We start from the raw sequence: 13012 nt of genomic DNA, 5'->3' as shown, positions 1-13012 counted from the left end.
GGAATTCGCCTTCGCACAAGTTCTTGAATCATATAAACTTGTGCTTGGGTGAGGACGATCAGGAGGGGTTTTGGCAATCGCTGCCGGTAACACGACGCGTCTGTGGACGCTTGTCGCGAGGGAGTTCTGGCGCAAGACGCGCCGGCGCTTGCGCGCCGGGCCACTCTATCGCTGGCGCTACTCAGGCCGTACGCCGGAGCGCGTCCTGATCGCCCCACCGGACCTGCGGCTCGCCGATCCTCAGATCGCGCTCGAGATCTATTACGGCCGCTATCCGCTTTCGGGGCATCTGGTCGAGACCGGCGGCAAATCGCCCTTCCAGATCGACGTGCCCAATCCCGGCTGGCAGAAAACGCTGCATGGCTTTCGCTGGCTGCGCCATATGCGTGCCGCCGGTACCGAGCTCGCCGCCGCCAACGCGCGGGCGTTGGTTTCCGACTGGATTGCAATCCATGGCAGCCATATTTCCGGCGTCGCCTGGGAGCCTGGCACGACGGCCAAGCGTGTCATTGCCTGGCTGCAGCATTCGTCGATCGTGTTGCAGGGCGCCGAATTTCCGTTCTACCGCGCGTTCTTGAAATCGCTCGCCGTCCAGATCCGCTATCTGCGCGCCATGGTGCGCGAGATGCCGGACGGCAAGGACAGGCTGCGCGCCCGCATTGCGCTGGCCTTTGCCGCTTTGTCGCTGCCGGCGCCGGCCTCGGCGCTACGCGGTGCCACCCGCAATCTCGCCGAGGAGCTCGACCGCCAGATCCTGCCTGACGGCGGCCATCTCTCGCGTAATCCGATGACCGTGCTTGAAATCCTCGCCGACCTTCTGCCGTTGCGCCAGACATACGCCAATCAGGCCGAGACGCCGCCGGCCGCCCTGATCGGAGCCATCGACCGGATGCTGCCGGCACTGCGCTTCTTTCGCCATCAGGACGGCAGCCTTGCCCGCTTCAACGGCATGGGCGCCACCATTCACGACCGTATCGCCAGCATCCTGCATCACGACGACACCGCCGGCGCACCGTTGCTGCACGCGCCGCATTCGGGTTATGAGCGCCTGTCGATGGGCGGTGTCACTGTGATCGCCGATACCGGCCTGCCGCCCCCCGTCGACGTATCCAATGCCGCTCACGCCGGATGCCTCGCCTTCGAATTATCGTCGGGCCGCCAGCACTATATCGTCAACGCCGGAATAGACACTTATGGCGCCGCCGAGTTCCGGCCGCTTGCCCGCGCCACCGCCGCCCACTCGACCGCCACCATCAACGACACGTCGTCGGCGCGTTTCAATCACTCCTTGCGCGTCAACGACCTGCTCGGCACGCCTTTGATCGGCGGGCCGCAGCATGTGCCTTGCAAGCGCACCGACCAGAAGGGCAGCCAGGGCTTCATCGCCCGCCATGACGGCTATGTGGCGCGCTTCGGCTTCCTGCATGAGCGCGAGCTGAAATTATCGACCGACGGCAATGTGCTTGCCGGCAGGGACCGTTTCCTGCGCCCGGGCGGCGCTTCTATCCGCAACAATGGCCGTGACTTCGTCACGGTGCGTTTCCATGTCCATCCCGATATAAGCCTGCTCCAGGATGAGCATGACCGTCTGGTGCTGGCCGCCGACCATGCCGACACCTGGGTGTTTACCTCTACCGAAGTGGTGCCCGAGGTCGAGGAATCGATCTATTTCGCAGGGCTTGGCGGCCCGCGCCGCAGCCGCCAGATCGTGCTTGCGTTCAAGGCCTCGGAAATTTCCGAGGTCCACTGGCAATTGACGCGCACCATCATCGCCGGCCGTCCGGAAAAAGCTGAAGCCGATGGCAACGGCAGACACTGATCAAGTCTTGCGGCTTGATTTCCGGGCCTCATATGCTACGGCCCGCGGACGCTCTCCAACCAGAACTGGAAAGGCCGCCAGCCCATGGCCGTCGCCGCCAAGAACATTCCCGCGCCCGACCTTGTACCCATCCGTCGCGCGCTCCTTTCCGTCTTTGATAAGACCGGCCTGATCGATTTCGCCAGGGCGCTGGCTTCGGCCGGCGTCGAGCTAGTCTCGACCGGCGGCACCGCAAGGGCCCTTGCCGAGGCAGGCATGGCGGTGCGCGACGTGTCCGAGCTCACCGGCTTTCCCGAGATCATGGACGGCCGCGTCAAGACGCTGCACCCGTCGGTGCATGGCGCACTGCTTGGCGTGCGCGACGATCCCGAGCACGCCGCAGCGATGCGCGACCACGGCATCGAGCCGATCGATCTCGTCGTCTCCAATCTCTATCCGTTCGAAGAGGTGCGTCGCTCCGGCGCCGACTACGCGGCGATCGTCGAGAACATCGACATCGGCGGCCCGGCGATGATCCGTGCCTCGGCCAAGAACCACGCCTATGTCGGCATCGTCACCGATCCCGATGACTATGCCTCGGTGCTCAACGCGCTGGAGATGAATTTCGGGTCGTTGTCGCTGGATTTCCGCAAGAAGCTGGCAGCCAAGGCCTTTGCCCGCACCGCCACCTACGATGCGGCGATCTCGGGATGGTTCGCCGAGGCGCTTGAGATCGAGCATCCGACATGGCGCGCCTTCGGCGGCAAGCTGCAGTCGGTGATGCGCTATGGCGAAAACCCGCATCAGGGCGCCGGCTTCTATGTCAACGGCGATAGGCGGCCGGGCGTCGCCACGGCGCGCCAGCTTCAGGGCAAGCAGCTTTCCTACAACAACATCAACGACACCGACGCTGCCTTCGAGCTGGTCGGCGAGTTCGACCCGTCGCACTCCGCAGCAATTGCCATCATCAAGCACGCCAACCCGTGCGGCGTCGCTGAGGACGCTTCGCTGCAGGCGGCCTATGCCAAGGCGCTGGCCTGCGACCCGGTCTCGGCCTTCGGCGGCATCGTCGCCATGAACCGCGTCCTCGATGCCGGAACCGCCGAAGAGATCGTCAAGACCTTTACCGAAGTGATCATCGCACCGGAGGCGTCCGAAGAAGCAGTGCGCATCATTGCCGCCAAGAAGAACCTACGCCTGCTGGTCACCGGCGGCCTGCCCGACCCGCGCGCGGCGGGCCTTGGCTTGAAATCGGTTGCTGGCGGTTTGCTGGTCCAGGGCCGCGACAACGCGGTGGTGGATGACCTCGAGCTGAAAGTGGTGACCAGGCGCGCTCCGACGCCGGCCGAATTGGCCGATCTGAAATTCGCTTTTCGCGTGGCAAAGCACGTCAAGTCGAACGCCATCGTCTATGCCAGGGATGGCGCTACAGTCGGCATCGGCGCCGGCCAGATGAGCCGGGTCGATTCCTCGCGCATCGCGGCGCGCAAGGCGCTCGACGCGGCCGAGGCTGCCGGCCTGACGGAGCCTTTGACCAGGGGCTCGGTCGTCGCCTCGGATGCCTTTTTCCCGTTCGCGGATGGGCTTTTGTCGGCAATCGAAGCCGGCGCCACAGCCGTCATCCAGCCCGGCGGCTCGATGCGCGACGACGATGTCATCGCCGCCGCCGACGCTCACGGCATTGCCATGGTCTTCACCGGAGTGAGGCATTTCCGGCATTGAACGCGTTACCCTCCCGCTGCGGGAGAAGGCAAGAGCAGCTCACTCCGCCGGCCGATCCGCTGGATAGGGCGTGCCGATCAGGATCGCCATGCCGGCGCCAAGGAACAGCACGATCGCGGCCATGCCGAGCCGCGCCGAGCCGCTGGCCAGGGTGATCGTGGCCACCATGAAGGGTGCGGCAAAACTGGTTGCCCGGCCGGCCAGCGCATAAATGCCGAAATAGCGGCCCGATTCGGCTGCGGTGACGCTGCGCGCCATGTAGGAGCGCGACGATGCCTGCACCGGCCCGAAGGCAAGCCCGATCAGCAGGCCGTAGAAAATGTAGGCTTTTTCCGCCGCCGTGCCGAACAATCCGCCACCATCCAGTCCGGGCATCACCCAGGCGCCGAACAGCGTATAGCCCGGTCCGGTCGAAACGATGCCGATCGTGGCAATGCTCAGCATGACCAGCGAAATCATCACTATGGTCTTGGAACCCAGCGCTGTGTCGAGGCGTGCGGCAACCAGGCAGCCGACGATGGCAACGACGTTGAGGATGATGCCGAACAGGCCGATCTCGGTAATCGACCAATGGAACATTGCCGCCGCAAACGTTCCGCCTAGCGCCAGCAGTGCGTTGACGCCGTCCTGATAGATCATACGGGCGACGAGAAAGCGAAAAATACCGCTGCGCTTGCGCACTTCGGCCAGCGTCGACTTCAGTTCCGATAGTCCCTCGCGCACCGCCGGCCCGATTGGAATGCCTTTGATCGCATCAGGCGTGAAGAAGAACATCGGCAGGATGAACAGGAAATACCAGGCCGCCGACAACGGCCCGGTAGCGCGCGCGTCCTCGCCGAGCCTGGGGTCGAGGCCGAAGATCGGGTCGAGCCCAACGACGGTCTTGCCGGTTTCAGGCGAGCCGGCCATGACGGTAACGACGAAGATCAGTGCGATCATGCCGCCGAGATAGCCGAGTCCCCAGGCCATGTTCGAGATCCTGCCGATGTCGCTCTTCGGCACCAGGCGGGGCATCATCGAATCATTGAACACAGTCGAGAATTCCGCCGCGACCGACGCCAGCGAGAACAACGCCACGACCAGAAAAAGATTAGAGCCGGGCGCGGCGAACCACAGCAGGGTGAGGCAGGTGATTTTAACCGCGGCGAAGAAGGCTATCCACGGTTTGCGTGGTCCGGTCTGATCGGCGATCGAGCCGAGGACCGGCGACAAAACGGCAATGACGAGGCCGGCGGCGGCAATGCCGTAGCCCCAGGCCGCTTGCCCGGTCTCTGGATTGCTGGCCATGCGCGAGACGAAATAAGGACCGAAGATGAAGGTGGTAACGACCGTGAAAAACGGCTGTGCCGCCCAGTCGAACAGCATCCATCCCCAGATGCCGCGTCCCGATGCCCGCTGCACTGCCATCTCAGCCATGTCCCCTCCGCTGGAGCTTGCTCCATGCCGATCGAATCGGAATGACGCTCCGTCTTCTTGTTGAGCACGATCTTGTCCAAAAGCCGATCGTCACTTTTTGGGATCATGCTCCGGTGCCCCCCAACGCAGGGCGCCGTTCGCTCAATAGCGCAGTTCTTCCCGGCAATCCCGCGCGATGTGGAAGACGTCTCACAGCTGCGTCAGATCACTCATCAGGCCGGACGCCACCGACAGCCGCGACACGGTGATGTCGCCGCCCTCGGTCAGCGCCTGCAGCCGCTCGCGGATGCGTCCGACCCGTTCGCCGCCGGCCTCCAACCATGCCGACACCGGATCCGCCGCCTCGGCATGGCCGGCCAGCGCCGCCACCGCGATGCCGCGCCTGGCCGCGCCGATCGTGTCGGTAGCGCGGGAAAGCGCCAGTTGATCGTAATAATCCGAGGGCGTGATCGAGCGCGCCGCATCTTCGACGCGCGGGATACGGAAGACATCGCTGACTGCAAAAAACGCCTTGGCGGCAGCGACGATGCCGGCATTTGCCGTCCGCGCCGTCAGCGCTATGTCGGGGATGAGTTCCGCCACATCGGTCAACGCCAGTTGCTCGGCAAGGCTCTCGGGCGCGCCGCCCCTCGACAGGCTGTGCCGCCGCTCCTCGATCCGCTCGCGCGAGAAGGCCGGCAGCAGCGAAACGAGCTTCGGCTCAAGCGCCTTGCGCGCATCCTGCAACTCGGCAATCCGCTGCCCGAGCAGTGCAGTGCCGGCATCGTTCTTCAGGTACCAGCCGCTCGTCACATAGATCAGCCGGCTGACCGCCTGATAGAGGTCGAGCTGGATCTGTCCGTCGATCTGGTTGTCGAGCGCGTCGATCTGGCGATACAGCGCCGGCAGTGCAAAGCCATCCCGCACCACGGCGAAGGTGCGCACGACATCGGCGGCACTGCGCCCGGTCGCTTCCTGCAGCCTGTTGACGAAGGACGGGCCGCCGCGATTGACCAGGTCATTGGCGACGGCACGGGCGATGATCTCGCGGCGCAGGCGATGGCCGTGGATTTCCGCCGCATATTTCTTTGCCATGCGGTCGGGAAAGTAACCCATCAGGTCGCGGTCGAAATGCGGATCGTCCGGCACGTCGCTGGCGACGATATCGGAAAACAGCACGATCTTGGCATAGGCAAGCAGCACGCCGAGCTCGGCCCGGGTGAGCGGCTCGCCGCGCGCATCGCGCTCGGCAAGAGCCGCCGGCGACGGCAGCGTCTCGACGGCACGGTCGAGCAGCCCGCGCGCCTCGAGCGCCTCCATGAAGCGGCTCTGATGGGCAATGTCGGCAAGGCCGCGCTTGCGAGCAAGGGACAGCGCCAGCGTCTGCTGGTAATTGTTGGACAGCACCAGGGCGCTGACCTCGTCGGTCATCTCGGCCAGCAATTTGTTGCGCGACGGCCGCGTCAGCGATCCCTTCCGCATGGCGGAAGCCAGCGCGATCTTGATGTTGACCTCGACGTCCGAGCAGTTCACGCCGCCCGAATTGTCGATCGCATCTGAGTTGCAGCGGCCGCCATTCAATCCGAATTCGATGCGCGCCCACTGCGTGACGCCCAGATTGGCGCCTTCACCGATGACCTTGGCACGCAGGTCGAGCGCGGTGATGCGGATCGCGTCATTGGCACGGTCGCCGACGTCCTGGTTGGTCTCGCCCGATGCCCTGACATAGGTGCCGATGCCGCCGAACCACAAAAGATCTGCTGGCGCCTTGAGGATGGCACTCATGATCTCGACCGGCGTGGCCGTTGTCTTGCCGAGGCCGATAGCTGCAGCCGCGGCGGCCGGCAAGGTGATCGACTTCTGGCTGCGCGAGACGATGATGCCGCCTTCGGACAGCTTCGTCTTGTCGTAATCCTGCCAGCTTGAGCGGGCGAGAGCGAACATACGCCGGCGCTCGGCCATCGAAGCGGCCATGTCGGGATCGGGATCGATGAAGATGTCGCGATGATCGAAGGCGGCGATCAGCCGGGTCTGCTCCGACAGCAGCATGCCGTTGCCGAACACGTCGCCCGACATATCGCCAACGCCGACGACGGTGAACGGCGTGGTTTGGATGTCGCGGTTCATCTCGCGGAAATGCCGCTTGACCGCTTCCCAGGCGCCCTTGGCGGTAATGCCCATCTTCTTGTGGTCGTAGCCGGCCGAACCGCCGCTGGCGAAAGCGTCGTCGAGCCAGAAGCCGTGCCTTTCGCTGATGGCGTTGGCGATGTCCGAGAAGGTCGCCGTGCCCTTGTCCGCGGCGACGACGAAATACGGATCATCCTGATCGCGCCGCACGACGCCGGCTGGCGGGACGACGCCGTCCAGCCCGATATTGTCGGTGATCGACAACAGGCTGGAAACGTAATTCTTGTAGGCGGCCGTGCCGGCCTCGAAAATTGCGTCGCGCCCGGCGCTCATCGGCAGCTTTTTCGGGTAGAAGCCGCCCTTGGCGCCAACCGGCACGATCACCGCATTCTTGACCTGCTGTGCCTTGACCAGGCCGAGCACCTCGGTGCGATAGTCCTGCGCACGGTCCGACCAGCGCAGGCCGCCGCGCGCGACCGGGCCGAAGCGCAGATGCACACCCTCGACCTCGGAGCCGTAGACGAAGATCTCTCGCCATGGCCGCGGCGCCGGCAGCCCGTCGACCGATTGCGAATCGAGCTTGATCGCCAGCGATTGGCCTTTCTGTTTCGTATCGGCAACGAAATGATTGGTGCGCAGCGAGGCTTCGATCAGGTTCAGATAACGGCGGATGATGGTGTCGTCGTCAATGTTGGGAACGTCTTCCAGCGCATCCGTGATCTTGGCTTTCAGATGTTTGGCCTGAACGACGCCTTCCGTCTCGGCCGTCGGGCTGAGGCGGGCGACAAACAGCGCATGCAGGCCGCGGGCGATCTCGGGATAACGTTTGAGCGCGGCGGCGATGAAATCCTGGCTCTGCGGGATGCCGGCCTGCTGCAGATAGCGGCCATAGGCGCGCAGGACAGTGATCTCGCCCGACCACAGGCCGGCGGTCTGGGCAAGGCCGTTATAGCCGTCATTGTCGACATCGCCGCGCCAGACGGAAAGGAACGCATCCTGGAACAGCGCGCCGCCATTGCCGAGGTCGATCGGCCTGCCGTAGCTGTTCTCGAGTTCCATGTCGTGGATGAAGACCATGCCAGGCTGATCACTATTGATCATGCCGGATTGAATGTCGCCGACCTCGAAAGTGCGCTCGCTGATGACGCGGAAACCGATGTTTTCCAGCACGGGCACGCGCCGCGACAGCGCCACCGGGCTGCCATGGTGATAGATCTTCAGCGCAGCCTGATGCGGCTTCTGGACGGTGTGACGGTAATAGTCGATGGCGATCGGATTTGACGTATCAAGCTTGGCGATGCGCCCGGCGTCGGCCAGCGCCACGGCCGGCGGAAAACTGTCGCGATAACTTTCCGAAAAACGCGAGGCGATGGCCGTGAGTCTCGCATCGGCGCCGGTCTCTGTCGCGGTCTCGCGCAGTGCATCGTCCCAGGTCCGTACGATGTCGCGGATCGCCGCCTCGATCGTCGCCTGCTCGACCTTCGGCGTCTTGCCGCCGGAGCGGCCGATGATGAAATGGACGCGCGCCAGCCCGCCTTCCGGGAAGGCCGGATAATAGGCCGACAGCCGGCCTTCGAAGACGGTCTTCAGATAGGTGCCGATCTTCTCGCGCACGACGCTGTCGTAGCGGTCGCGCGGCACGAAGACGAGCACGGAGACGAAGCGGTCGAACTGGTCGACACGCACCAATGCCCTGACGCGCGGTCGCTCGATCAAGCCCAGTATGGCTTCGGCATGCTTGCGCAGGATCGGCACCGGAACCTGGAACAGCTCGTCGCGCGGATAGCTCTCCAGCACGTTGATCAAAGCTTTGCCGGAATGGTCGCTTGGATTGAAGCCGGATTTGGCAATGACGGTTTCCGCCTTCGAGCGCAGGTAGGGGATTTTCATCACCGAGCGCGTATAGGCAGTCGAGGTGAACAGGCCGACGATACGGAGCTCGCCTGAAAGCACGCCTTTGCCGGTGTAGGTCTTGACGCCGATGTAGTCGAGGTAGATGCGGCGGTGCACCGATGACTTGGCGTTGGCCTTGGTGACGATCAGCGGTTCCGGCCCATGCAGGAAGGCACGGATTTCCGGCGTCGTGCTCACCGCTTCGGTGCCGCGCCTGAGCACCAGCACGTCGGGATCGGAAAGGATGCCGAGGCCGGGCTTTTCGGCGCGCTCGAGCATGCCGCTCGTCTCGCCGCCGGTGTAGTTGAATTCGCGCATGCCGAGAAAGGTGAAATTGTCGTCGCGCAGCCATTCGAGGAAGGCGATCGCTTCGGTGACATGGGCCTTGTCGAGCGGCACTGGCGAGTAGCGGAATTCCGAGATCGCCTGGTCGAGGCGGGCAAGCATCGGCTTCCAGTCGGTGACGGCGGCTCGCACCTGGCCGAGCAGCTTGGTCAGGCGTGCGGCCAGGCCTTCGGCCTGCTCGGCCGAAAGGCGGCCGATATGGACATGGATGACGCTCAGTCGGTCATGGCTGTGGTCGCCCTTGGCATAACCGCCATCGCCGAGGATTTCCTCGACGCCGTTCTTGCCGTGCCTGACGACTATGACCGGATGGGTAACCAGCAGCGGCTCGCCAGCGCTTTCTGTAATCTCGCCGAGGACGGAATCGAATAGGAACGGCATGTTGTCGTTGACGACGGTGATCACCGTCATCGGCCGGCCCTGGCGGACGACACCGGAATCGACGTCTATGGCAACGACGCAGTCGTCCTTCTTGTGCCTGGCCACTGCGCGGCCGGCGAGTTCGGCAGCGCGTTCGAGATCGATGACGTCATAGGCGGCGACATCTTCGGCCGGAGCTCGGGCCAGCAAGTAGTCGGCAAGCCTGCCGGGCTTTTCGCCACCCGCGGCTTCACCCCTCGTCACGCCGGCTTTTTTCAACCGGCTCGCTGACTTTACGCTGGCCATGAGTCCCTCCCGTCACATGTTTTTGCGGCTATGCTAACAGATGACGGGTATTTGGCGACAAAGGTTTGACGGCTTGCGACGAAATGTCGGAATTCACCGGCAGCCTGGCGAAAACGAGGAGAAATCCGCCATGACGGAGAAAATTACCGCGCTTGACCTGGCACCAGCGGAGCTGAGCGACGCGACCAAGGCCTATTTCGCCAAGTGCCGGGAGAAGCTCGGCCTCGTTCCCAATGTGCTGCTCGCCTATGCCTTCGACGAGAAGAAGCTGCGCGCTTTCACCGACATGTACAATGATTTGATGCTGGGTGAATCCGGCCTGTCGAAACTCGAGCGCGAGATGATCGCGGTGGCCGTCTCGTCGGTCAACCATTGCTACTATTGCCTGGTCGCGCATGGCGCGGCGGTGCGCCAGCTTTCCGGCGACCCGGCCTTCGGCGAGATGATGGTGATGAATTTTCGCGCCGCCGAGCTTTCGGACAGGCAACGCGCCATGCTCGAATTCGCGGTGAAGCTGACCGGGCAGCCGGCAAAGATCGTCGAAGCGGACCGGGCGGCGCTGCGGCAAGTCGGCTTTTCCGACCGCGACATCTGGGACGTCGCCTCGACCGCGGCGTTCTTCAACATGTCGAACCGGCTGGCATCGGCAATCGATATGCGGCCGAACGATGAATACCATGCGATGGCGCGATAGGGCACCGCCGTTGCGAGCCAACCGCACATTATATTAGCTACTTCGCATTCTCGTTGCTTGTTTGCCGGTTTGGTCCGATGATCGGCATGCGGCATGACCGCATGCCGGTTCGATGCCGCCGATCAAAGGAGGAGAACATGGCGAAATTTCTCTACGTCTATCACGGCTCGGGCAAGATGCCGACCGAGGAGGCCGAACGGAAGGCAGCGATGGATGCCTGGAACGGCTGGTACGGCAAGCTTGGCTCAGCGGTGGTCGACGGTGGCAATCCAGTCGGCATGTCGAAGACCCTGCTGCCCGGCGGCAAGGTCGAGAACAATGGCGGTAGCAATCCGACCGCCGGTTACACCATCATCGAAGCGAAAGACATCGACGATGCCGTCGGCAAAGCCAAGGATTGTCCTATCTTGACGGACCCGGGTTTCAGCGTCGAGATTGCGCCGATAATCGAAATGGGTTGACGCGCCGGCTCAGGACCGCGCCGCGATAGCCGCCGCAGCGCCGGCCATGGTTCCGGCGCTGACGCGGTTGGCGATCTTCATCGCCCGCTTGCTTTTGAGCAGCTTGCGCGCCTGTGATGCGGCGAGCACCCAGGTCAAATCGATAGCGACCAGGACAACGGCCATGGTCGCGGTCAGCTCGACCCAGCCGATCATGCTGACCGAACCGAGGTCGATGATGGTCGGCAGCAGCGCCAGATAGAACATCATGATCTTGGGGTTGCCGAGCGTCACCGCCATGCCGGCAAAGAACAGTCTGACGGGCGAATCTTCGCGCGGCAGCGCGCCTTCCTTGGTCTCGACCGGTGCCGTCCACATCTTCCAGGCAAGCCAGCCGAGATAGGCGACGCCGACCCACTTCACGACGACAAAGGCTAAATGGAACGTCTGCGCCACCACGGCGAGGCCAAACACCGCCAGGGACAGCCAGATCGCTTCGCCGATCCACATGGCAAGCAGGAACGGAAACACGTCGCGAAACCCTTTCGAGATGACCCGCGCCACAAGAGCGGCGATCGATGGGCCGGGCGAGCCGGCTGCAACTAGCAGGGCGCCGGCAAAAATCAGCAGCGACGTGAAATGCATAACGCGGTCTCGTTTGAAATGTTTGGGTCGTTCAACATAACCCAACTGTTCCGGCGACGGTAGCGTCTACCGAAAGAAGGCTTGTCGGCCAGGCACCTCACGGCTAGAGATGTCGTTCCGAAATCCTTTCCGAGCTTCACTTTGCCTACGTAACCGCCGGTCTCGTCAACTCCCCCAACACAGAGCAGGGCGTCGCAGTCGCGATGCCTGTTTTCACATCATGTGTTCCTCGGGTGGCGGTTCGAGACCGGTTTGGCACTGCTGAACCGCTGTCGCGCATAACCACCCGCGACACCTGATTTCCAACTACCGCAGTCTCTCGCCACGCCGTGCCCGCAAGGGTTCTCGATATCGCCGATCTGACGAACTTCCCGACGGGAAGGGCTTTTCGGCATGCCTTCGATACTGCGTATCCGCTGGGCGATCACACCCAAGACCGCACCTCGACCTCACCTCAACTGCAATCGCTGCGGCGGCCTGAAAGCCTATCGCTGCAGCGGCAAATTCCGGGTCAATGCCAACGGCAAGCGCATTCACGCCTGGTTGATCTACCGCTGCATCGACTGCGACAATTCCTGGAATTTCGGCATTCTGGAGCGCTGCAGCCGCCGCGATATCGAACCGGCAATATTGCAGGCGCTCGAAAGCAATGATCCGGTCCTGGCGCGGCGCCATGCTTTCGATGTTGCCGCATTGCGAAGCAGTATCGGGCGCGTCGAGGAGTTTCCCGAAGCCATCGTTCATAAGCAGGTGCTCGGGGACAGGCCGGAAAATACCAGCGCTCTCGAACTTCAGCTCTGGCTCGAAATGCCGACAACGCTGCGGCTCGACCGGTTGCTGGCCAGCGAACTCGGTGTCCCGCGATCGCGGCTACAGGTTTGGGAAGAGAAGCGATTGCAGGTGGTTGGTCCGGACGGGGCCAAAGCCTTGCGCCGGCCGGCGCGGGCGGGAACGGCGATCCGGATCCACCTGTCTGGCGAACCAGACCGGGACGAAATCATTTCGGCTGCAGGTGGATGAGGCGACGGCAAGGGCACCCGTAATCAGAGACAGTTACGGCCAGGGGTCAGTCGCCCTCTTTGGAGGCCGAGCCAATCAAACCCTTGGCCGTATCGAGATCGCTGTCGGCGACTTGCACATGGATCAAGCCAAGCCTGCCCGTGTCGAGAAGATAATTCGCGAGAGCATAAATTCCATAAGCGTCGAGCATCGACACGCAAACTTCGGCCTCGGGTCGATTGTCGTATATGACAGCCGTGACGAGTTTACCGCTCATTGCGCGGTATT

9 protein-coding genes are annotated in these 13012 nt (G+C 63.2%); 5 read left to right on the top strand and 4 right to left on the bottom strand.

Annotated elements, in window-relative coordinates:
* Positions 1-70: 70 nt before the first annotated feature.
* Positions 71-1819, top strand: a complete 1749-nt coding sequence (locus NKI97_RS04720) for a heparinase II/III family protein (protein ID WP_352451233.1) — start codon at positions 71-73, stop codon at positions 1817-1819.
* Positions 1820-1903: 84 nt separating this feature from the next.
* Positions 1904-3520 carry a bifunctional phosphoribosylaminoimidazolecarboxamide formyltransferase/IMP cyclohydrolase gene (purH, locus tag NKI97_RS04715; RefSeq protein ID WP_352749384.1) on the top strand — a complete coding sequence of 539 codons (1617 nt, stop codon included), beginning with the start codon at positions 1904-1906 and terminating at the stop codon, positions 3518-3520.
* 39 nt (positions 3521-3559) lie between these two features.
* Here purH and NKI97_RS04710 read toward each other — a convergent pair whose 3' ends face one another.
* Together NKI97_RS04710 and NKI97_RS04705 are read right to left on the bottom strand one after the other, a co-directional pair.
* The gene (locus NKI97_RS04710) at positions 3560-4936 is read right to left on the bottom strand and encodes an MFS transporter (protein WP_352465602.1); all 1377 of its coding nucleotides are present in this window, start codon (positions 4934-4936) and stop codon (positions 3560-3562) included.
* Between the two features lie 189 nt (positions 4937-5125).
* Complete coding sequence (locus tag NKI97_RS04705; protein WP_352832899.1) at positions 5126-9946, bottom strand: NAD-glutamate dehydrogenase; 4821 nt, start codon at positions 9944-9946, stop codon at positions 5126-5128.
* Between the two features lie 130 nt (positions 9947-10076).
* On the opposite strand from NKI97_RS04705, the gene NKI97_RS04700 reads away from it, so the two are divergent.
* Both NKI97_RS04700 and NKI97_RS04695 read left to right on the top strand, forming a co-directional pair.
* Positions 10077-10640 carry a peroxidase-related enzyme gene (locus tag NKI97_RS04700; protein ID WP_352681815.1) on the top strand — a complete coding sequence of 188 codons (564 nt, stop codon included), beginning with the start codon at positions 10077-10079 and terminating at the stop codon, positions 10638-10640.
* A gap of 137 nt (positions 10641-10777) precedes the next feature.
* The gene (locus NKI97_RS04695) at positions 10778-11101 is read left to right on the top strand and encodes a YciI family protein (RefSeq protein WP_023678126.1); all 324 of its coding nucleotides are present in this window, start codon (positions 10778-10780) and stop codon (positions 11099-11101) included.
* 9 nt (positions 11102-11110) lie between these two features.
* On the opposite strand, the gene NKI97_RS04690 is transcribed toward NKI97_RS04695, so the two are convergent.
* Positions 11111-11725 carry a LysE family translocator gene (locus NKI97_RS04690; RefSeq protein ID WP_352451238.1) on the bottom strand — a complete coding sequence of 205 codons (615 nt, stop codon included), beginning with the start codon at positions 11723-11725 and terminating at the stop codon, positions 11111-11113.
* Between the two features lie 393 nt (positions 11726-12118).
* On the opposite strand from NKI97_RS04690, the gene NKI97_RS04685 reads away from it, so the two are divergent.
* Positions 12119-12745: a DUF1062 domain-containing protein gene (locus NKI97_RS04685; RefSeq protein WP_352451239.1), complete on the top strand. Its 627-nt coding sequence runs from the start codon at positions 12119-12121 to the stop codon at positions 12743-12745.
* A gap of 46 nt (positions 12746-12791) precedes the next feature.
* On the opposite strand, the gene NKI97_RS04680 is transcribed toward NKI97_RS04685, so the two are convergent.
* The gene (locus NKI97_RS04680; RefSeq protein ID WP_352451240.1) at positions 12792-13001 is read right to left on the bottom strand and encodes a hypothetical protein; all 210 of its coding nucleotides are present in this window, start codon (positions 12999-13001) and stop codon (positions 12792-12794) included.
* Positions 13002-13012: the final 11 nt, after the last annotated feature.

The sequence above is a fragment of the Mesorhizobium sp. M0296 genome, from assembly GCF_040321675.1.
Lineage (GTDB): Bacteria > Pseudomonadota > Alphaproteobacteria > Rhizobiales > Rhizobiaceae > Mesorhizobium.
Note: the sequence above shows the minus strand (reverse complement) of the source record. Positions and strands in the feature narration are given on the sequence as shown.